Source organism: Desulfosporosinus hippei DSM 8344, assembly GCF_900100785.1.
Lineage (GTDB): Bacteria > Bacillota > Desulfitobacteriia > Desulfitobacteriales > Desulfitobacteriaceae > Desulfosporosinus > Desulfosporosinus hippei.
The window spans coordinates 1-21569 of the sequence record NZ_FNCP01000005.1 but is presented as its reverse complement, the minus strand read 5'-3'; the positions used below and the strand labels follow the sequence as shown (position 1 = coordinate 21569).

Sequence of the window (21569 nt, the reverse complement as noted above, 5' to 3'; positions counted from 1 at the left end):
CTAGACTATTCCAAATTAAGTCGTTTACTTAAAATGAAATTGGTTATAGCAAAGTAGGCTGAGCAGAGAAGAGCGTTGAAAATGATTCCACCAAACATTGCCAGATGAGCGATTCGCTTCATGCCAATGATATCATTGGCTGAGATATGAAGATTGGGTAAATAAGTGGCTCCCGGGATCATGCCGAGGAATGTGAAAAAGATCTGGGTAAGGGTACTTAAGACAATGAAAGCTCCAAAGCTAGCTAACATTTTATGTCGATTGAAGAGGTGTCCGAGAGCGATTGAGGCATAGATAATTAAAATGCCTGAAGCTAAGCTAATGAGAAGCCATATTATAATCTCGAAAGACAAAATATAGACTGATGAGCCCAATTCTTGAATAGCACGGTGATAAAGTGCACTAAACTCTGCAAAACCTTTTGTGAGATCTCCTTTTTTAAGAGCTATAACCAAACTCGAAATAAAGGTCGTAATTATACTGGCTGCTATCCACAGCATTGAAACCAAAAGTTTACTGACAATGTGCTGCCAGGGCTTTACAGGTAGAGTAAGCATTAAATAGCCTTCGTCAGAAAGCAAATTCTTGTAAAAACGCTGAATCATCATGATGAAGGTCATTACAAACATTCCTACCATGATAATGCCATAGATGACCATGCTTATCACTGCAGGGGTATCCCATGCCTCCGGACCAATTGAGGATAAGAACCTGGTGATAGTTGCAAAAATTAACAAAGCAAGAAATAGGGGTAAGAATATTCTTCCGGTAGCCTTAACTTCATACTTCATAAGCCTGCCTAACATTTGAACACCTCCCTGAATAAACTGTCCACAGATTTTCCTTTTTCATCTCGAATATCATCTACAGAAGAGGTCAAAACTACTTGCCCTTGATTTATAAATATCACATAATCCAAGATATTCTCTATATCTGAAATCAGGTGGGTTGAGATAACCACTGTTGCTTTTTCATTGTAATTGCGAAGTATTGTTTGAAGAATATAATCTCTGGCTGCCGGGTCAACTCCGCCTATAGGTTCATCCAATAGATAAAGTTCTGCTTCGCGGCTCATAACCAGAATTAACTGTACTTTTTCCTTCGTACCTTTGGACATGGTTTTTAGCCTGTCATCAGGATTGATCTTGAGACTTTTTAACATATCGTAAGCCTTCTCAGGGTTGAAATTTTCATAGAAATCTGAGAACATCTCAATGAGTTGGTTTACACGCATCCAATCATTCAAATAAGTCCTTTCCGGAAGGTAGGATACGATTTTCTTAGTAGCTACCCCCGGTTTCTTGCCTCCAATGAGAATTGTACCACTAGTAGGGGTTAAGAGTTTATTGGCAAGTTTGATGAGGGTGCTTTTTCCGCTGCCGTTTGGTCCCAGAAGCCCAACTATCTGCCCTCGTTCGACCTTTAAATTAACCCCAGATAATGCTTCTTTCTTGCCAAATTGTTTAGTTAGGCCGCTGCATTCGAAAATCGAACTCATTTCTTCATCTCCTTTACCATGTTATCGATAATAGTTAAGATCTCCTTTTGTTCGAAACCCATCAACTGCATTTTTTCTAAGAAGTCCGAGATTTGCTCTTGAGCCAATTTAGTTTTCGCCTTTTCAATCATCCGTGCATCCTCCGTAATCGATCGACCGCTTGTGCGGTGAGTAATGATGAGGCCATCGTCCTCCATTTTCGCTAAAGCCCTTTGCATGGTATTGGGATTTACCGCGGCTTCTTGAGCCATATCCCGTACTGAAGGGAGTTTAGACCCCGGGGGGTATACACCGGAAAATATCATTAGCTCAATTTGTTCAATTAGCTGGGTGTAAATAGGTCTGTCATTTTTTAATTCCCAGGGCATTAATATCACCTCTGTATTATTGTATTAACCTCTTAATACAATAATACATCTTCAAATTATTGTCAAGGCTTTTTGCCATTCTTTTCAATCAGAATTCTCAGTATTAGGATAAGGACTAAGCTGAAGCTTTAACAAAGACAAAGCCTATGCCTATGTATTGGCAATTTAGAATAAGATAAAGGGCAGTCTCAAAATAGAATATCATTCTATTTATGACTGCCCTTTGGAAAACATATAGGTAGACTTGTGGACTTCTTGAGGATTTAGTCAACTAAATCTTCGTGCCGACTCTTTCACCAAGCAACACATAACTTTCATACCCGAGCTTTGTTTGTTCAACTATGTCCTCGTCAATTTTTACTTTATTGGACTGGAAGAATAGAATCACAGTCGATCCGCCAAATTTGAAATAGCCCTTTTCATCTCCGCGCTTTAGGGGCTTCTGAGGGGTATAAGTTTGAATAATTGATCCGACACAGGTCGCCCCTACCTCAACATATAAGACATCGCCAAAGTGATCCGAATGGAAAGTACTCCATTCCCTTTTGTTTTCACAAAACAGTTTTTTAACCTTTCGAAGAGCAACCGGATTTACTGAGTAGTAAGCTCCTTTTATTTTCTCTGTATCCTCACAGGTTCCACTGTCGATAAAATGATAACGGTGATAATCTGTCGGGCAGAGCCTTAAAATCAAGCAGGTGCCCTTCTGATATTTTTCAGCAACTTGAGGGTTTTTAATGAGCTCCTTAAGGCTGTAGGTGAGACCTTTGACCTGAACAAGTCTTTCTAAATCTATATTCTCATAGGCAAAAAGCTTCCCATCTCCAAAAGAAACCAGTGAATTCCGATCAGAATCTACTACACGTGCGGTAGGCTTCAATTTCCGATAGAAAAAATCGTTAAAGGACAAATAATCCTGAGAGTTTTTTTCGGCAATAGACATATCTATATTAAACTTTTCAATAAAAGGATTTATTTTATTCTTGCTTATTCTTCTGTCCAGATACCAACCATAGAGGCTTGAACACATTTTTTTCTTGATGACAGCTTCTAAGAGATTCATACCCAGTGGGGAAGAGTAGGTCCAGTTTAAAACCTTTTCTCCTGCCACCTGCTCGATTTCGTAGGATTTATTTTTCCGGTTGTAAAACTTGATCAACTATATCAACTCCTATAAAGGACATTGTAAGTTATAATTTACGGTTTATGCAAGTACCAAGGAGCAGACTTTGATTGGCAACCGTCGCATTTGCAGTAATATCCATAAAAGAAAAGGATGCAGACGACTTTTAGCGCCAGCATCCTTTGAGTTCATGACTGGGGATTTCTTAAATTTCGATAGACTTCTTAAGGGTTTCTGCTGCATCAGCTGCACTGTTCATTGCGTCATTGACCGGGTTATGCTTAAGATCAGGCCCGTTAAACCGATAACGCAGACCAAAGAATAATCCGATTACGATCAGTGGAATAGTGACCCAGAAGGCAAAGACCAGAAGCAGTGCAAGTACAATCACCGGAAAAGAGGCTTTGATTTCCTCTCCCTTAAGTACTTCAAAAGAATTTGTATTACCCTTACGGATCATTTTCATGCAAAAGCTGCCGATTTTCTTTAGCCCGGAAGCAAAGTGTTTTCCATCGTGACAGTGATGATGAGCATTATGAGCATGATGGGCATCATAATCATGATATTGTTTCTTTTCACTACTGTAAAAACCTTCTCCTGTTGGCGCTGTTATCTTTCCTTGTTTCTCCAGATAGATAATAGCTTCCAGTAAATCGCCGTTTGTTGCATCTAAGGCTGCTTTAGCCTCTTCGTAGCTGATTTTAGCCATTGCACATAGTTTTTCCACTTGTTCTAAGGTTGTCATGATAAAGTCCCCCTTGTTTTTAGATTAGAATACGGCTTTGCGAAAAGCCTGTAGGCTTATCGTTACGCTTCATTGAGTATGTCTAAATTCTAACCTATAAAACTTCAAGGGAAATTTGCTTAAAATTAAAATTTGATTAAAAGCCACTCTATAAACATGAAGAACTTTTTAGGCACAAAGCTCTTCATTCCATGTAACAACAGTATTTTTCGAGTCTTTAGCTTTGTATAAAGCCTTGTCAGCCAAGTTAACGAAGAGGTCTAAGGGATTTAGCTCATTAGTCTTCGTTAGCAATACATTGGATACATTTAAGTAGGAGACTACACCGGAGCTAAAGGTAATTTGTCTGGAGTTTATCTCAGAGCCAAAGTTATGTGCTTCAATAATTGTCCTTATTCTCTCCAATAATGCGTAAGCCCCTTTCATATTAGTAGCCGGCATTATGATTGCAAACTCCTCACCACCCCATCTAACGACGGTATCTGATTTGCGGATATTTTGTTCTAATAATTTAGCCAGTTTCTTAAGTACAATATCTCCGGCAATGTGACCATAGGTATCGTTTATTTGCTTGAAATTATCCAGATCCAGCATCGCCAGGCATAAGTCTTTACCTTTTATCCGATTCACTTCATTTTTAAGGCTATGATAAAACATACCCCTGTTTCCTAATCCGGTAAGAGTGTCTCGGTAGGCATTAAAAAATAGCTTTTTAAGTATTAAACCTAGGAACAGTCCTGTTATAATAAGGATGACAGTGAGCAATACAAACAAATTCAAACGTAATGAAGTTGGTAGAAATAGATCACTTAAACAAATAAAGATGCCAAAACATCCGCCAAGGACAGCTAAAATAGTATGTGGGAACTTTTGCAAAAAAACTGATGTTTTAGCCATATGTGAGTACACCTTCCTTAAAGAAGAGATGATGAAGCAAAGTTGAGGTAGCAAAACTAATCATAAGAAAGAGACGTTCTTAGGTCATAATTTTGGTGTCAAGTAGTTATAGCCTTGTTCCTTTTATAATAAGGAATACGAAAACTGTTAAATATTTAGGGGGGACACAACTATAATAATTCCTTATTGTTATTCAGAAAGGGAGGGTTTTTTCCGATGACCAATTTACTATATTCTTCAACTTCTTTCGCAGGTGTGCCACTGCGTAACAGGATTGTCTATCCCCCAATTACTACCGGGTTTGCTGACCAGGAAGGTAAGGTCAGCGACCGTATGGTGGAGTATTATCGTCAGCGTGCTTCAGGAGGAGTTGGTTTGCTGACAACAGAAATGTTGTGCGCTGTATCGGGTGTAACAACTGTCTTAATTCACTGGCTAAAGGGGCTCTAGATTGCCGTGTTAACAGAGCGTTATAGTATCAAGAATAAAGAATCAAGAATCAAGAATCAAGAATAAAGAAACATCTATAATCATTAGACATCATTGGTATTTAGAGGAGAAAAGTTTAGATGCGACTTAGAAAAAGAGCCTGGGCTAAGCCTGAATTGGAAAACGATCAGAATGTCATTTTTAGCCCTTGGGAGTATAAAGGAAAGTGGAAGGGCTTATTTGGTAATGATTACCCAATCCATTTGGAATTGGGATGTGGTCGCGGTCGGTTTATTAACGAACTGGCAAGTGCGAATCCAACTACTAACTATATTGCTATTGATGTCTACTACGAACTGTTGGTTCATGTCTTGAGAAAAGCTAATGAAAATCAGCTCAAGAATCTTAAACTGATTCCAATAAATGTTGAGAATATCGAGGGGATTTTTGCTCAGGGAGAAATTGAGAAACTTTACATTAACTTCTGCAATCCCTGGCCTAACAGAAGGCATCACAAGAGAAGGTTAACTCATACTAATCTGCTTAGACAGTATCAAACCATTTTAAAAAAAGAATCAGAAATTTGGTTTAAGACGGATGATGAAAAACTCTTTATAGATAGCTTAGAGTATTTAAAAGGGGAAGGCTTCACTGGACTATATATCACGGATGATTTACATCAGAGTGATTTTCAAGGAAATATTATGACAGAATATGAAGAGAAATTTTGCAATCAAGGGATAAAAATTAAGTTTGGCCGGTTTAAGGTGAAAAGCTAACTTAATGTGCAGACAGTTCGTTATAGTCTTTAATATCATTGTCTTGATATTGGATAGGAAAGAAGATAAAAAGCCTAAAGCTTGCGGAGAATTTCCGGCAAACTTTAGGCTTTTTTAGTGGGTGGTTCTTATTTTGCTGAACGTTGCTTTTACTCGCAGACTTTACCTGGATTGAGAATGTTTTTAGGGTCAAAGGCCAACTTAATGTTTCTCATAAGTTCGACATAGTCTGGTTCATATTGATCAAACATATAGCCTTTTTTGGCATAGCCGATACCATGTTCTCCTGATACCAGTCCATGGAGATCACGAGACTTTCGATACATTGCTTCAAAAACTTCAGCCAGTTTAATTTTCCAGGCCTCGTCCGATAACTCATCCTTTAACACATAGACGTGGAGATTGCCGTCACCGGCATGGCCGAAACTTCGGATTCTAACATTAAACTGTTCCTGAAGAAGATCGGTGTACTTTATGAATTCAGCGACCCGGTTGCGGGGCACAACCACATCACATTCGTCCATGTCCGTGGTAGAGGCTTTTACTGCCTCTAAGAAAGCGCCACGGGCAGACCAAACAGCTTCTTTGCGTTCATCGGTGTCGATGATGAAGGCATCCAAAGCCCCTTCTACAAGGCAGATATTCGCCACCTTCTCATAATCTTTTTCCAGTTCTTCTGTGCTATTGCCATCGAAGGTCAACAAGAGATAGGCGTCGGAGGAGTTGTCGGGGAATTTTTTGCCGAGAAATTCTTCAGCAGCAAGAATGACTTCTCTCTGCATAAATTCAATGGCTGTAGGAATGGATTTTGATTTGATAATTTTAGGAACCGTACTAATGGCGCTGTCCAGATCGGGAAAGGGGATTAGGAGGGAAATAGCTTTCTTCGGTAGAGGAATAAGTTTTAAGATCACTTTAGTGACAATACCCAGAGTTCCTTCAGAACCACAGATTAAATCTTTCACACTGTAACCGGAAGAGTTCTTAACGACCTTTCCTCCGACATTAATGACTTTGCCAGTGGGAAGCACTACTTCAAGCCCGCGGATATAATCTCTGGTTACTCCATACTTTACTGCTCTCATGCCACCGGCATTGGTATTAATATTACCGGCGATGGTGGCGGATTTTTCACCAGGGTCTGGGGGATAGAACAAATCATGTTCCTCTACATATTTACTGATTTCCATTAATAGCACTCCCGGTTCTAGGGTGAGGGTTAGGTTCTCTTCATCGAGTTCCAGGATCTTATTCATGCCGCACATATTCAGCATGATCCCGCCAAAGATTGGAACTGATGCTCCAACAAGTCCGGTTCCTGATCCTCTGGCTACCACTGGAATATTATTTTCATTGGCATAGCTCATAATTTTTGAAACTTCATCGGTGGACAGAACATCCACTAAAACGTCGGGTAATCTACTTATTCCGCCTAATTCATCATGGCTAAAATCATCGCTAATAGCTTCTCCGGTATAAACTCGCTCTTCACCTAAAAGCGAAACTAAAAACTCTCTATCTTTAGCATCCAGCGTTTTATAGTTATTCATGCAATCCCCTCCACGATTTTCTATCTGATTCACGACTCCACTCCCATAAATTAACGGGCGCAAGCCAGAGGCTTAGAGCTTTTGATATCTTCGATTAGTTGAGGAACGACTTCATAAATGTCTCCAATAATTCCATAATGAGCGATATTAAAAATTGATGCATGAGGGTCTTTATTAATCGCAAAGATTTGTTCTGAGCTGTTCATTCCCGCAGCGAATTGAACAGCGCCCGAAATTCCCAGCGTTATGATCAGTTTAGGCTTAACGGTTCTGCCGGATAAACCTATTTGCTGCTTTGCATTAATCCAACCGGCTTCCACTAAGGGTCGAGTACCTGCTATTTGAGCGCCTAACAATTGCGCTAATTCCTGGATCATAGCCATGTCTTTCTCGGACTTTAAAGCTCTGCCTACAGCAATAATTACTTCTGCATCAGAGATATTTGCTTCGATCTCTTTGCGGGTTACTTTTAAAACTTTAATAGCAGATACAAGTTTGGCTGGATCTAATTCACAGAGTGTTATCTTACCCTTTGGCTCACACTGTTTTTCAGGAGCATCCATAACCTTATATCTTACGGTTGCCATTTGAGGCCTGGTATTAGGACAAATAATTTGAGCCATAATGTTGCCGCCAAAAGCAGGTCTGATTTGAACCAGGTCAGTATTCTCCTTCATTTCGAGGGTTGTGCAATCAGCAGTTAAGCCAGTTTGGAATCTTGCCGCTACCCTGGGCGCTAAAGAGCGGCCAATGGTTGTAGCTCCGACGAGTAAGGAAGAGGGTTTCATTTTCTGAATAAAATCTTCAAAGGCAGCGGTATAGGGCTCGATACGAAAATGATTTAATTCTTCATAATCGTAGACAAAGACCTCGTCAACGCCATAATGAAGCAACTCTTGAGCTTTATCTTTAATGTCATTGCCAATAAATACACAATATACCGGGAAATTGACCACTGCCGCAAGTTCCTTGGCTTTACCGATCAGCTCAAAGGTTACAGGATGTATTTCCCCTTCAACATGGTCAACGTAGACTCCAATACCTTTCCATAAACTTTTATCAACGGTGGTGGCCACTTCTTCGACAAATTCCATGACCCCTAGGGGACCCTTTTTAACACAGATTTTGCACATTTTACAGGCTGCTGTGATTTCCAGGGTTCCATTCTTTGCTTCAAGAGCATTAAATGGACAAACCTCCACTAAGGCTTGAATAATGGATTCGTTTAATTTTTCTTGGTGACAAATTAACTTACTCATGAATTCTCCCCCTTAAATGAACTTTAATTGTTTGAGTTTATCGGCTATTTGAGAACTAAGCTCTGCTCCGGTACCTGTCCAAGTTTCTCGATCCGTATTAACAGAAGGGGGAAAGATTCGTTCAACTTGAGTTGGCGAACCACTAAGTCCATATCTTTTTTCATTTTTATCTTCAAGATCGTTGAAGGTAATCGTCTTGATTTCACGATCCTTCGTACTAAGCTTTTTCTTGTAGGAAGGAAGTCGGGGTTGAAAAATGTCTTTTTCCACAGTTAAGAGACAAGGGAATTTAATTTCGGCCATTTCTATAGTGTTGGCCATATCCATTTCCACAAGGATGGAGGACTCTTTAACTTCAATGATCCTTAAGACATTGGCAATATGAGGAATACCTAGGTATTCAGCCATTTCGGGCCCTACTTGGGCAGTATCTCCATCGGTTGTTTGCTTACCGCAAAGGATTAGGTCCAGGTTGCCCAGTTGGCGAACCCCTTGAGAAATAGCGTAAGAGGTTGCCAGTACATCTGCCCCGGCAAACTTACGATCCGAAACCAATACACCTTCGTCGACACCCATCATGAAGGCTTCTTTAATGACTTCCTTAGCTTGAGGTGGTCCCATACTTATGACCTTAATGGTTCCACCTTTTTGTTCTTTGAGCCTCAGGGCTGTTTCTATTGCAAATAAATCGTAGGGATTCATCTTGGAATCCACTCCGTCTCGTTTTAAGACACCTGTAACTGGATCCACGTCTATCTTTGAGGTTCCCGGAACTTGTTTAATACATACTAGGATTTGCATGACTCAACCTCCTATAAATGCAATATCATTTATTTAAAGTATGACTAATGGTCAGACCACCTGACCGCAGTTTCATGATAGCATAAGATTCAGAGCCTTTCAAAAATTAATATTCACAAGCGGACTATCGTCAGCATTAGTCTAGAATATGGCAAATATAATATGAGAAATAGAATTTGAATATAGTCTAACCAGACAAATCTTAGTCAAAAATAGATATAGAAACATGGAATAATTATAGTATTAATAAATAATTATCTTAAAACAAACCTTTAAAATAAGGAGAGCTATGGCACATAGAAGTATTAAATCAGGATTCCAGCAATTGAGTGAACGACTTAATCAATTTCCTCAAGGAGCTCCGCCTTCCGATTATTTATTTAAGATCCTTAGTGTCTTAATGAATGAAAAAGAAGCCAGGGTTATGTCGGCTTTACCCATAAAACCTTTCTCAATTCAAACTGCCAGCGCAGCTTTAAGAATGAGTAGAGAAGACACTGAAAAGATACTTACCGAACTGGCTTCCCGCGCCTTATTGATAGATATTGAAGGCACAGATGGGGACAGAACTTTCGTTTTGCCGCCACCAATGGCAGGCTTCTTTGAGTTTTCCTTGATGCGCATCAGAGCAGACCTGGACCAGAAGCTGCTTTCCGAGCTTTTTTACCAATACTTAAATGTTGAAGAGGATTTCGTCCGGGATTTATTTGTCACTGAAACAAAGCTGGGAAGAATCTTCGTTAATGAACAGGCTTTAAGCACAGTAAACAATTTACATATCCTAGATTACGAAAGAACCAGCAATGTTATAAAACAAGCCTCTAGTATAGGAATCGGCATGTGTTATTGCAGGCATAAAATGAGGCATCTCGGCAAAGCTTGTAATGCTCCTATGGATATCTGCATGACCTTTGGAACTACGGCTTCAAGCCTTATTAAGTATGGTCATGCCCGGGAGGTCAGTGTTTCCGAATGTATGAGCTTGCTTGAAAAGGCTTACGATCACAATCTGGTTCAAATTGGAGAAAATGAACAAGAGGGTTTACCCTTTATTTGTAATTGTTGTGGATGTTGCTGCGAAGCCCTTCTGGCTATTAAGAGATTTGGAACTTTAAATTCAATCAATACTACTAATTTCTTGCCTGAAATTAGCAACGACAAATGCAATGGCTGTGGCAAGTGTGTCTTGGCTTGCCCAGTTGGAGCCATAAAGCTGGTTACTCAGGAGACGGGGAACCATAAAGTTATAAAGAGAGCAGTTATAGACGAAGAAGTATGCCTGGGCTGCGGTGTTTGTGTCAGAGCCTGTAATCGTGGGTCAATTACCCTTAAGCATCGGAACAAACGAGTTATTACTCCTATAAATTCCGTTCACCGAATTGTGTTGATGAGTATTGAACAAGGGAAACTTCAAAACCTGATTTTCGATAACCAGGCTCATTACAGTCACAGAGCTATGGCCGCAATCCTGGGAGCTATCTTAAAAATGCCTCCTACCAAGCAGATTATGGCTAGTGAACAAATGAAGTCGAAGTATTTGCTGGCTCTAGTTAAGAATTATAAGTAGCAGTGTACACGAATTTTATCTGTGTTCTTTTGGTCAGAGAATGCCCTCACCCAAATCCCTGAACTTAAGCTAAAGTGACAACTCAAAAAAATAATAAACACAAAAAGAGCCTGTTCATGAGAATGAACGGGCCCTTAACCTTTTACTAGGCAAGTTCTGATAATTGGCAATGCCAGGAATTGGTTTTTTATAATACCCTTAAGAATTTGCAGAAGCAATATCAGGGTGTTTTTTATTGGATTGATTTCAAGTATCTACAATAATTTCAAGATAAGCATTACAGACATTCCAAGTCCCAAGGTTGCAATGATATTACGGCTCTTATAGGCTACAAAAGCAGCAGTTATGCCGGCAATTAGGTAGTGGTTGTTTAAGCTGATATCCAAATATCCCTGAGGTAAAAGTAATGACGGTATGATTAAGGCCGTCAAGATAGCAACTGGGACATACTTTAACCATCTATTTAACCAGGTCGGTATCCCAGTAAAGCGGAATAAAGCTAGAGCTCCAAATCTGGTAAAGTAAGTAACTAAAGTCATCCCAATAATAATGACCAGAACTTCACTTCGCATGATTGCTATCTCCTTCCAATAAACCGCCGATTAGACTGGCTGTAAGGCAGGCGACGATAATGTACCACTTGCCGGGTAGATACAGGGCCCCGAATACCGAGACTACTGCAGCAATTCCGAATACAATAAGACTGATACGGCTTGCCAACATCGGGATCAGTAATACCAGAAAGGTTGCCGGCATGGCGAAATCCAGCCCCCAAGTTAAGGGGTCGGATATGTAGCTGCCTAAGAATACCCCGGTTACAGTAGCTAGAACCCAAACCAGATAAAGAGTTGTGCTTACGGTTACTTGATAGAGCACGCTGTATCCGGTTTTGGGAATTCTGCTAATGGTCAGGGCATAGGCTTCATCGGTCAAAAAAAAGGCCATAAATGCTTGAAGGGGAAGGGGCAGTTTAATCATATAGGGTGCCAAGGACGATCCCATTATTAAGTGGCGTAAGTTTACCAGTAAGGTAGTCAGTACTATAATTCCCCAACCGGTTATACCTGCGCCTAACATGGTAATGCCAATAAATTGTGACGCACCGGCGAAAACTAAGACCGACATTAGAATAGTTTCGAATCCTGACAGTTGGGCTGTAAGGCCCATTATTCCGCAGGTAATCCCAAAGGGAACTACCCCGAGCACAACAGGTGTACACTCTCGAAGTGCGACCCCCACTTCTTCTGCAAATGAATTCTTGCCTGAGATGAGGCTTGTTTGCTGCATGATCACTCCACCTACCTTAAACATTTACTCAATCTTAACGATTGTCTAAAATATTGTAAATATCCAATTATGAGGATATAATCAAAATTGGATACATAATAAGGTGGAGTGATAAATGGACATATCCAAATACCTAAATAGTGCAGAGTTGGATCCCTCGGATAAACAACCTCTTTATCTGCAAATTGCCTTACTGATTGCTGACAAAATCCACAAGGAAATCCTGCCTGCCGGAACAAAGCTGCCCCCTGAGCGGGAATTGGCTGACCTCTTTTCAGTCAGTCGTACAACCGCAATAAATGCTTATCGGAAGTTGGAGCAGATGGGATTGGTCTGGACAAAAGTCGGCAGTGGAACTTATGTAGCCCAAACACTTAATGTTGAGTCTTCATCTGAAGTTCCCTGGCCCCAACTGTTTACTGCCTATCCTCAAAACCCCTTAGCATCAATTCTGAGAGATTTAGTCTCTACTCCTGCCACAGGAACTATATCTCTGGCGGCAGGTATGGCTGATCCTGCTCTTTATCCTTTGGACATCTTTACCGAGTTATTTAACCGGAATATTGGAACTGCTAACCTTGCTGATTTTGGACATATCCCTACAGAAGGATATACCCCCTTGAGAAAAGCAATTGCGGCAATGTTGAGTGAAAAGGGCATCTCGACTTCCACAGAGAACATCCTAACTCTCTCCGGGTCACAACAGGGATTATACTTACTTAGCAAAGTGTTGTTAGAACCAGGTGACTACGTTGTCATGGAAGGTCCAACCTTCATCGGGGCTATGCAGGTGTTTCAGGCCGCAGGGGCCAGAGTTTTAAGTCTACCTTGTTCGGGGAAATTATCATTAGAGCTGTTGGAGGACTTTATAATTCGCTATCGGCCAAAATTGTTTTATAGTATACCGACCTATCAAAATCCCACCGGAAGGGTTATGCCGGCGCATGAGCGCCAAGATCTGATAAACTTAGCCAAACGTCATCGGCTTGTTATCGTGGAAGATGATCCCTATAGTGATCTGTATTATGACCAAAAGCCCCCTCAGTCTCTTAAAGCTATAGATACTTACGGAGGAGTTGTTTATTTAGGGACGTTCTCTAAAATTCTCTTCCCCGGCTTACGCACCGGCTATCTGGCAGGCCCGCCTGTTTTGATTAACCGCCTTGCCTTGGAAAAACAGTATATAGACCTCCATTCCAACAACATTGCCCAATGGTTGGTGACGATGTTTTTAAACGAAGGAAAGTTGGTTCCGCATCTGGAAACTGTGCGCAGGGAATATAAAAAACGCCGAAATGCAATGGCTAAAGCCCTCCAGCGTTTGTGTGCCAACGATCTTGAATTCACTGTACCCGAGGGTGGGTGTTATTTTTGGTGTAAGTTAAAACAAGCGGGCACTTCCCAGCGACTCCTCCATGAAGCAGCCAAGAACCGAATTTCTTTTGTGCCAGGAGAAGCATTCTATACAATGCCTACCCAGGATAAGGAGCTTCGCCTTTGTTTTACCGCTCATAATGAAGCGGTTTTACTGGAAAGCGTCCAGCGCTTGGCCAAATCCTTAACCCAAATAACAAAAAAGAATCAAGAGAATGATTTATCACCTAGTTCGGTATGGCCGATTATTTAACCTATAGAGATCTAATGGTGCATAATTACAGATGTTATGCTGTATCCATCAAGCAAAAAGAAGGGTTAAATACAGAGTGATTTTTATAACGTTTATTGACAAACTAATCGAATTATTCTATCATAAGTCTAATAGAATACATTATTGAATAGGTGCCCGCAAGGGATAATAGGGAACCAGGTTAATAATCCTGGACGGACCCACCACTGTAAGTAGATGTTGAAAATGTACATTTGCCACTGGGTAACTGGGAAGGCGTACATTCTAGTCTATAAGTCAGGAAACCTGCCTATGAAATATTGCAAAAGGACAAAGGTAAAGTTCTAGCTTATTAAGCTGGGGCTTTTTTTAATTCAAACTTTAGGAGATGTCATGGAAACGATTGCTAAGATTAAAATTGAAAAACTAGTCTTTCCGCATGAAGAAAAACCAGCACTAAAAAACATCGATTTTGAGATTGTTAGGGGAGATTTCATCGTCATTACCGGAGGAGTAGCTTCTGGAAAATCCATTTTACTACATACCATAACAGGCGCAATCCCTCACTATCATGACGCGGACTTAACGGGAAAAGTCACAATCATGGGGCAAGATATTAAGAATATGCCTCTTAATAGAATGTCGAATTATGCGGGATACATGATGCAGGAGCCCCAAAATCAAATTATTAGTTTGGATGTCTACGAGGATATTGCATTTGGCCTCGGCAATCTGGAAATCCCCTTAGAGCAAATGGATCAGAGGGTTAAAACCGCCTTGCAACTTGTCGGTTTAAAGGGCTATGAAAGCCGACAAACGGCAGCTCTTTCAGGTGGTCAAGCCCAACGAGTCGTTCTGGCTGGTGTTTTAGCCCTCAATGCCCCTATTTTAATTCTAGACCAGCCGACGGCTGAACTTGATCCACAAGGCCGCAATGAGCTTTATGAGCGGTTAGGTCAATTGAATAAAACTAAGAATTTAACCATTGTTTTAGTTATGGATCGAATTGAAGAAGTCCTCAACTATGCCAACAGAGTCCTCTATATTCGAGCAGGTGAAATTGTTAAAGAGTATTTACCAAAAGCATACTACATGGAGCAAATGATGCATCGAAGAGGAAGGATAAAACACCTCTCCTCCTCCAACAAGGATCAAAGTAGGCCCAATGAAATTATTGCTAAAATTTCGAATGTCACCTACCTGTACAAAAACAATTTACTAGGTTGTGAAGATATTAATTTGGAAATCTATAAGGGGGATTTTTTATCAGTTATAGGTTTAAACGGTTCCGGAAAATCGACCTTAGCTAAGCTGCTTATCGGTCTATTGAAGCCCTCAAAAGGCGAGATTAAAGTGTTTAACCAGCCTCTGAATAAAGGGAAACTGGCAGAGATCCGTTCCCAGGTAGGATTTCTGTTTCAAAACCCTGACTATCAGATCTTTGCAAGCACCGTAGAAGAAGAAGTCGGATTTTCTCTGAAGTTAAGGGGGGAACAAAATGAAGTAATAGTACAAAAGATTGAGGAGTCCCTCAAGTTCGTGGGACTACTGGATTATAAAACAATACACCCTCATCGCTTAAGCCGTGGTCAGCGCCAGCTTTTAGCCTTGGCCTCCATCCTCGTCAGTGATCCGGAGTTCATTATTGCCGACGAACCAACTTCAGGTCTTGACGAAAACCAAGGGTATATGATCATGGACAAACTCCTTCACTTATCAAAAAATGGCCACACAATCCTACTTATATCTCACGACTTGACCATGGCAAAAGACTATTCCAACAGGCTGGTCGCCCTGCATAATCATCGTATTCAACTTGATATATCGAGAAGAGATCTCGATCAACATCTTGATACACTTAAAGCCATTGGTTTGAATTTTCATAACCCTATTTCTTTCAGGGAGGTTGAAGATGGGTCTCTCCAAGCTTGATCCCCGGACAAAGCTGGCCTGGTATGTTCTGATGATCAATTTCTCACTGATTAGTGGGACTGCTGTTCAGTTAAGTATTGTTTTATTAGTGGAGGTTATGGCCTCGCTAATCTTGATGGGTTCCTTAAAGCGGTATAAAGCCATGATTGTGATTTTATTGCTTTTGGGACTTCAGATACTGGTCGTACAGCTGATTTTTTGTCGGGAAGGCGTTCTAATCTACCAATGGGGAATTCTGAAAATATACAGTCAAGCCCTGCCACTAGCGATCACCGGTATACTCAAGGCTGGCATTATTGTTTTGGCAAGTATGCATTTTTTCACATCTTCCTCACCTCAAGAGTTTACCTTGATGCTGATAAAATTCAAGATTCCTTACCGATTTGCTATGTTGGTAGGACTAAGTGTCCGCTTCCTCCCACTCATGAAAGCTGAATATATATCCATAATTGATAGCCAACGTGCTCGGGGTCTCAGAATGGAAAGTGCTTGGGACAATCTCAAAGGTATTTTTCCAACCTTTCTGCCATTTTTATATCGCTCAGTTCGACGCGCCACTGAAACTGCCTTGGCCATGGAGTTAAGAGGCTACGGACGAACTAAAACCCGCACGTTTACCTCGAGTCTGGAGCTTAGGACGTACGATGTTGTTTTAATTTCTGGGATGTTAATGGTAATAATCATCAGCCTGACAAGCAAGATATTGCCATTAATATAATTAGAATAATTTTAGGGGGAGAAAAGATGAATAAAAAATTATTCAGAACTGACACAAAGGCACTTGTAGGCTCAGTCATCATAGGAATCGTCATGTTGATCATGATGCAGGTTACAGGACGTATTGACGCAATATTGGATCCAACCCTCTTACTACTTAATGGCACATGCTGGGCATTCTTTACCGGTCTGATTGTCTTAATGTACAGACAACCGGCGGGTATTATCGCCGGAGTAGTGGAAGCCGTAGTAGCCATGGCTACAGGCTATTCGCCCCTGGGCTTTTTCTTCCTATTCGCCAATGTTATCGGATCCGTTGTCTACTCATTAATTTCCGGAAGATTATCCATGGATAAATTAGGCCACCACATATTGGCAATGCTCGGGACTGCTGTTTCCGGCAACCTTTGCGTTATGGTTGGATTAATCTATGTCTTTCATCTTGACTGGAAGATCGCACTTTTATCCTCCTGCCTAACCGCCTTCGTAGGAACTATTGCTGCAGGCATCCTGACAAAGAGGGTCTATGGCTCCTTACAAAAATCTGCATTACTTTGAAAATGTGGTTTCCTATATATGGAGATTAATGCTCCCTATGTTACAGTTGTATTTTTTTAGGGTGTATAGTAAAATGAAAAAATCAATTAGAGATTGGAGATGGAAAGATGCGTAATTTTTCTTGCTAATTACAAAGCATAATATGGACAGTCGCAGAAACGGCTTGTTTTGTTGTGCTTAGGCAAGAAAGTTACTAACTCTTTTCACTCAAAGGATACATTTTTACCATATCCCTGATAGGGGTCTGGCTTAGCTGTGTATTTAAGAGCTGTAAGAAGTGCTTTCTTGCGGTTCTTATTTTTTTGCACAGGAGGACAAAATTATGTCACTAATAAATGTAACAAATCTGACCTTTGCTTACGACGGGAGCTACGATAACATTTTTGAAAACGTGAGCTTTCAAATAGACACAGATTGGAAATTAGGGTTTACCGGAAGAAATGGTAGAGGTAAGACGACATTTCTTAAGTTATTGCTGGGTAACTATGAATATAGCGGTAAGATTTCGGCCAGTGTCAGCTTTGAATATTTTCCTTTTAAGGTTAAAAACAAGGAAATAAATACCCTTGATGTAATCAACGACATTTTTCCAGACTACCTGCACTGGAAATTAATGCGGGAATTTTCGTTGCTGGAAGTTTCCGAGGAGGTTTTATATCGTCCTTTTGCTTCCTTATCCTTGGGTGAACAAACGAAAGTGTTACTTGCTGCTTTATTTCTCAAGGAGAATAGTTTTCTATTGATTGATGAGCCCACTAATCACCTGGATATGACGGCCCGAAAACTTGTCAGTGAGTATCTCAAGACAAAAAGTGGCTTCATACTGGTATCCCACGACAGAGCATTCCTGGATAACTGTGTTGACCATATTCTTTCCATTAATAAGGCTGATATCGAAATTCAAAAAGGTAACTTTTCAAGTTGGTGGAACAATAAAAAGAGGCAGGATAGTTTTGAACTTGCCGAAAATGAAAAGCTTAAAAAAGATATTAATCGCTTATCGAATTCGGCCAAACGAACGAACAACTGGTCACAGGAAGTGGAAAAGACTAAAAATGGTACAACAAATTCCGGGTCAAAGCTGGATAAGGGTTACGTTGGTCATAAGGCTGCTAAGATGATGAAACGCTCCAAGTCAATCGAAAGCAGACAGCAGTCAGCCATTGCTGAAAAGTCTAAACTCCTTAAAAATATTGAAGAAGCCGACAGCCTGAAGATTTCTCAACTTGCTTATCATAAGAATCAACTTGTCGAACTTGAAGCAGTTTCAGTTTCTTATGGCAAAACAATGATTTGTAACGATATAAGCTTCACGATCGAGCAAGGTGACCGAATAGCCCTGATCGGTAAAAATGGCTCAGGAAAATCAAGTATTCTTAAACTTATTTGTGGCGAGGCTATAAACTATACTGGCACCTTTAGGAAAGGGAGTCAGCTTAAAATATCCTTTGTTTCACAGGATACTTCGCAGCTACAGGGTAATTTGACAGACTATGCCAAAGACAACGCCATTGATGAAAGCCTTTTTAAGTCCATTTTAAGAAAGCTGGCCTTTTCCAGAATTCAATTTGAAAAGGATATGTCAACGTTTAGCGGCGGTCAAAAGAAAAAAGTGTTGATTGCCAAAAGCCTCTGTGAACAAGCCCATCTATATATATGGGATGAACCCCTCAACTTTATAGATGTAATTTCTCGTATACAGATCGAAGAACTGTTGCTTGAATACCAACCGACTATTTTGTTTGTGGAGCACGATAAGACATTCAGCGGGAATATCTCGACAAAGATTGTAAATATCTGATTCCCTACTATATCTATATCACTTTAGAGAGTTTTTCTTAAATAGACACCCTTGGTAAGTTTCTGACTTACCAAGGGTGTTTTAAATATCAACGACACTATTAAGGATAGGTCTTAGAATCTTCTAAACAAGCCCTAATCGTTGTCAATGCTATATGAAAAAGGTATAGTTATCATGTAAATATTACAGCAAATATATCGATTTTAAAAATAATTATCGGCATGAAAGAAGACGGCAATTCGAATGGATTTGGCACGCTAATATTATTGAGGTCATTAAAAATGATAGAAAGGTAAAGGTATTATGGCGATAAAGAAAGTATGTATTATTGGCTTAGGGGCATTAGGGATTTTATATGGACATCATTTGACCAAAAGAATGCCCAAAGGAGCTTTGAGAATTATTGCTGACCAAGAAAGAACCCGACGGTATCAAAGTGATTCTGTTTTTTGCAATGGTGAGCGCTGCGAGTTCAATTATCTAGCACCCGAGGACGTAGAAGAACCAGCGGATCTTATTATTTTTGCAGTTAAATACAGTGGACTTAATGATGCTATTAAAGCAGTCAAGAATCAGGTAGGGGAACATACCATCATTTTATCCGCACTGAATGGAATCACAAGTGAAAGGATTATTGGACAGACTTATGGAATGGACAAAATCCTCTATTGTGTAGCACAAGGGATGGATGCTGCTAAAGTTGGGAATCGAGCAACTTATGATCATATGGGGATGCTGGTCTTTGGTGAGGGAGAATCAGGGGTTATCTCAGAGCGGGTTCGGGAAGTCGCGCGCTTTTTTGAAAGCGTGGCTGTCCCTTTTGAAGCAGTTACGGACATGAATAAGCGAATCTGGGGTAAATTCATGCTCAATGTAGGTGTGAACCAAACAGTTGCCGTCTATGAGAGCAATTATGGGGAAATTCAAAAAGAGGGTGCGGCTAGAGATACAATGATTGCAGCAATGAGGGAGGTCATGGTTCTGTCAGAAAAGGAGGGTACTAATCTGACGGAGCTGGACTTAAAATATTGGCTGAATGTTTTAGATCCACTGTGCCCAGAAGGCAAACCCTCAATGCGTCAAGATATGGAGGCGAAACGTTTCAGTGAGGTGGATTTATTCTCCGGGGCAGTAATAGAATTGGGAAAAAATATGGTGTCTCTACACCTGTCAATGAAGAACTTTATCGGCGGATTAAAGATAAAGAAGCTCAATATTCCATCTCTTGACATAGTTATTCGTGAATTTGGCTTTCCCTCTGTAACTTTTTTAGGTTGAGATAATAGGAAGTTGTGACTTTAAGACAGAAGAAAGCTATTAAGAAGCTAATAGGCGCTAAATAGGCATTGAAGAAGAAACCGTAATCTGGGCCTGTTAGAAGAAGGCCATAGCACAGATTGTAAAATCCAATAACAAGATTAATAATACCAACAATACCAATAAACCAAATAATTCTTTGATAATGTTTAATTTGGGAGGAATAATCTGTGAATAAGTGAAAGGGACCATCTGCGGATTTTCTGCGAAACCAAGCCCAGCGAAAATGGCTTGATACCAGCTCGCCTCCGGTATCTTCCAGAAATTCGATATAGTCTTTACTCTCTGGGGAGTTTGGCAGATGCTTCAGTAATTCTATTCGATAGATGTATTCCCCAGGGTTACCTGTTTCGAATAAATAACGGCCAGGAAGACTGAAATCTATAAAGTTGTAACCTTTGGCAGCCATTTGATTTAACCATTTCTCTTCTTTTTCAAAGTCTACAAAGAATTTAAAAGTCCGATATTTCATCAGGCATCCCTCCTAGCAATTTTATTACCATGGGCTAGTAGTTCCTCTAAACGTTCTATTTCCAAGAGCAGTGTTTTTCGGCCCTTTAGAGTAATTTCGTATTCCTTTTTTCTGCTATTTTCAGGAGTAGACAAGGCTTTAATCCACCCCTTTTCGATTAGTGTATTGATAGCTCCATAGAGAGTTCCCGGTCCAAGATTTACGCGATCGTTGCTAAGTTCTTTGACGTACTGCATAATCCCATAACCATGCATGGGAGAATGTAGTGCTAAGAGGATATAGTAAACGGCTTCCGTAAGAGCACCGCGTTCTGTACTTTCAGGCATATTGTTTGATCTCCTAAACTAAACTTAATAACTTTGTTATATCGGCTGCCGATATTATATTGAATTATATCGTCTGCCGATATAGGTGTCAATCTTCAGTTCGGGTTCTCAAATAAGGTGTTGACAACATAAGTTGAAGATGCTATTATGTGTTTCCGGCCAAGAATCAGGCCGAACACTTAAACAACAAGTTCGAAATTAGTTATTGACAACGAGAGTTGAAAATGCTAACGTAAAATTCCGTCATAAACCGGCAAAGAGAATCATAGAAACGAAAGGTACATAGAGTTTATACTCAGTGTTACTCGACTGAAAAAAGTATTGACAACGCAAGTTGAAAATGCTAAGATATGATTCCGGCCTAAACGGGTCAAAACAAAAATCCTGATCTTTGAAAACTAAACAACAAGGACAGCCAATGAGAGAAACTCGCAAGAGTTTCAAAATAAATCATGAGTCAATCATCTTCTTCTAATGAGAAGTTTGAAATAACTTTTTTTGGAGAGTTTGATCCTGGCTCAGGACGAACGCTGGCGG

Annotated in this window: 21 protein-coding genes, 1 pseudogene and 1 riboswitch; of the genes and pseudogenes, 9 read left to right on the top strand and 13 right to left on the bottom strand. The window is 40.3% G+C overall.

What is annotated here, in order from left to right:
• Positions 1-5: 5 nt before the first annotated feature.
• From BLS16_RS05875 to BLS16_RS05850, 6 genes are all read right to left on the bottom strand, one after another.
• Positions 6-806: a hypothetical protein gene (locus BLS16_RS05875; protein ID WP_092331116.1), complete on the bottom strand. Its 801-nt coding sequence runs from the start codon at positions 804-806 to the stop codon at positions 6-8.
• Positions 800-1498, bottom strand: coding sequence for an ABC transporter ATP-binding protein (locus BLS16_RS05870; RefSeq protein ID WP_092331113.1), 699 nt, complete (start codon positions 1496-1498; stop codon positions 800-802). The genes BLS16_RS05875 and BLS16_RS05870 overlap by 7 nt, the downstream gene beginning before the upstream one ends.
• Complete coding sequence (locus BLS16_RS05865) at positions 1495-1866, bottom strand: GntR family transcriptional regulator (RefSeq protein WP_034599789.1); 372 nt, start codon at positions 1864-1866, stop codon at positions 1495-1497. The genes BLS16_RS05870 and BLS16_RS05865 overlap by 4 nt, the downstream gene beginning before the upstream one ends.
• 271 nt (positions 1867-2137) lie before the next feature.
• Positions 2138-3025: a phosphatidylserine decarboxylase gene (locus BLS16_RS05860; protein WP_092331111.1), complete on the bottom strand. Its 888-nt coding sequence runs from the start codon at positions 3023-3025 to the stop codon at positions 2138-2140.
• 169 nt (positions 3026-3194) lie between these two features.
• Complete coding sequence (locus BLS16_RS05855) at positions 3195-3734, bottom strand: UBA domain-containing protein (protein WP_092331108.1); 540 nt, start codon at positions 3732-3734, stop codon at positions 3195-3197.
• Between the two features lie 168 nt (positions 3735-3902).
• Positions 3903-4631, bottom strand: coding sequence for a GGDEF domain-containing protein (locus BLS16_RS05850; RefSeq protein ID WP_092331105.1), 729 nt, complete (start codon positions 4629-4631; stop codon positions 3903-3905).
• A gap of 216 nt (positions 4632-4847) precedes the next feature.
• On the opposite strand from BLS16_RS05850, the gene BLS16_RS05845 reads away from it, so the two are divergent.
• Both BLS16_RS05845 and trmB read left to right on the top strand, forming a co-directional pair.
• Positions 4848-5081, top strand: coding sequence for an oxidoreductase (locus tag BLS16_RS05845; RefSeq protein ID WP_092331103.1), 234 nt, complete (start codon positions 4848-4850; stop codon positions 5079-5081).
• 119 nt (positions 5082-5200) lie between these two features.
• Positions 5201-5839: a tRNA (guanosine(46)-N7)-methyltransferase TrmB gene (gene trmB, locus BLS16_RS05840; RefSeq protein ID WP_092331100.1), complete on the top strand. Its 639-nt coding sequence runs from the start codon at positions 5201-5203 to the stop codon at positions 5837-5839.
• A 149-nt stretch (positions 5840-5988) separates the two neighbouring features.
• Here trmB and BLS16_RS05835 read toward each other — a convergent pair whose 3' ends face one another.
• The 3 genes from BLS16_RS05835 to BLS16_RS05825 are packed head-to-tail and all read right to left on the bottom strand — an operon-like array spanning position 5989 to position 9449.
• Entirely contained in the window at positions 5989-7389 is a 1401-nt protein-coding gene (locus tag BLS16_RS05835) for an FAD-binding oxidoreductase (protein WP_092331098.1), read from the bottom strand.
• Positions 7390-7439: 50 nt separating this feature from the next.
• Positions 7440-8648, bottom strand: coding sequence for an electron transfer flavoprotein subunit alpha/FixB family protein (locus BLS16_RS05830; protein WP_092331095.1), 1209 nt, complete (start codon positions 8646-8648; stop codon positions 7440-7442).
• A gap of 12 nt (positions 8649-8660) precedes the next feature.
• On the bottom strand, positions 8661-9449 hold the full coding sequence (locus BLS16_RS05825; RefSeq protein WP_092331092.1) for an electron transfer flavoprotein subunit beta/FixA family protein: 789 nt from the start codon (positions 9447-9449) through the stop codon (positions 8661-8663).
• Between the two features lie 289 nt (positions 9450-9738).
• Here BLS16_RS05825 and BLS16_RS05820 point away from each other — a divergent pair, with 289 nt between their 5' ends.
• Positions 9739-11016, top strand: a complete 1278-nt coding sequence (locus tag BLS16_RS05820) for a 4Fe-4S dicluster domain-containing protein (protein WP_092331090.1) — start codon at positions 9739-9741, stop codon at positions 11014-11016.
• Positions 11017-11270: 254 nt separating this feature from the next.
• On the opposite strand, the gene BLS16_RS05815 is transcribed toward BLS16_RS05820, so the two are convergent.
• Positions 11271-11588 (bottom strand): AzlD domain-containing protein, encoded by a 318-nt coding sequence (locus BLS16_RS05815; protein WP_034600427.1) that lies wholly within the window; start codon positions 11586-11588, stop codon positions 11271-11273.
• Entirely contained in the window at positions 11578-12303 is a 726-nt protein-coding gene (locus tag BLS16_RS05810; RefSeq protein ID WP_092331087.1) for an AzlC family ABC transporter permease, read from the bottom strand. Before BLS16_RS05810 ends, BLS16_RS05815 begins: the two co-directional genes overlap by 11 nt.
• A gap of 115 nt (positions 12304-12418) precedes the next feature.
• On the opposite strand from BLS16_RS05810, the gene pdxR reads away from it, so the two are divergent.
• From pdxR to BLS16_RS05780, 6 genes and pseudogenes are all read left to right on the top strand, one after another.
• Entirely contained in the window at positions 12419-13930 is a 1512-nt protein-coding gene (gene pdxR, locus BLS16_RS05805) for a MocR-like pyridoxine biosynthesis transcription factor PdxR (RefSeq protein ID WP_092331085.1), read from the top strand.
• Positions 13931-14063: 133 nt separating this feature from the next.
• A riboswitch (cobalamin riboswitch) is annotated at positions 14064-14237 on the top strand.
• A gap of 65 nt (positions 14238-14302) precedes the next feature.
• Entirely contained in the window at positions 14303-15841 is a 1539-nt protein-coding gene (locus BLS16_RS05800) for an ABC transporter ATP-binding protein (RefSeq protein ID WP_092331082.1), read from the top strand.
• On the top strand, positions 15822-16559 hold the full coding sequence (locus tag BLS16_RS05795; protein ID WP_092331079.1) for an energy-coupling factor transporter transmembrane component T family protein: 738 nt from the start codon (positions 15822-15824) through the stop codon (positions 16557-16559). The genes BLS16_RS05800 and BLS16_RS05795 overlap by 20 nt, the downstream gene beginning before the upstream one ends.
• Before the next feature lie 26 nt (positions 16560-16585).
• Positions 16586-17116, top strand: coding sequence for a hypothetical protein (locus BLS16_RS05790; RefSeq protein WP_092331077.1), 531 nt, complete (start codon positions 16586-16588; stop codon positions 17114-17116).
• Between the two features lie 322 nt (positions 17117-17438).
• Positions 17439-18917 carry an Lsa family ABC-F type ribosomal protection protein gene (locus BLS16_RS05785; RefSeq protein ID WP_092331074.1) on the top strand — a complete coding sequence of 493 codons (1479 nt, stop codon included), beginning with the start codon at positions 17439-17441 and terminating at the stop codon, positions 18915-18917.
• A gap of 303 nt (positions 18918-19220) precedes the next feature.
• A pseudogene (locus tag BLS16_RS05780) lies at positions 19221-20146 on the top strand (ketopantoate reductase family protein).
• Between the two features lie 5 nt (positions 20147-20151).
• Here the strand turns inward: BLS16_RS05780 and BLS16_RS05775 are convergent.
• Entirely contained in the window at positions 20152-20706 is a 555-nt protein-coding gene (locus BLS16_RS05775) for a DUF2812 domain-containing protein (RefSeq protein ID WP_092331072.1), read from the bottom strand.
• On the bottom strand, positions 20706-21032 hold the full coding sequence (locus BLS16_RS05770; RefSeq protein WP_092331070.1) for a PadR family transcriptional regulator: 327 nt from the start codon (positions 21030-21032) through the stop codon (positions 20706-20708). Before BLS16_RS05770 ends, BLS16_RS05775 begins: the two co-directional genes overlap by 1 nt.
• Positions 21033-21569 lie beyond the last annotated feature (537 nt).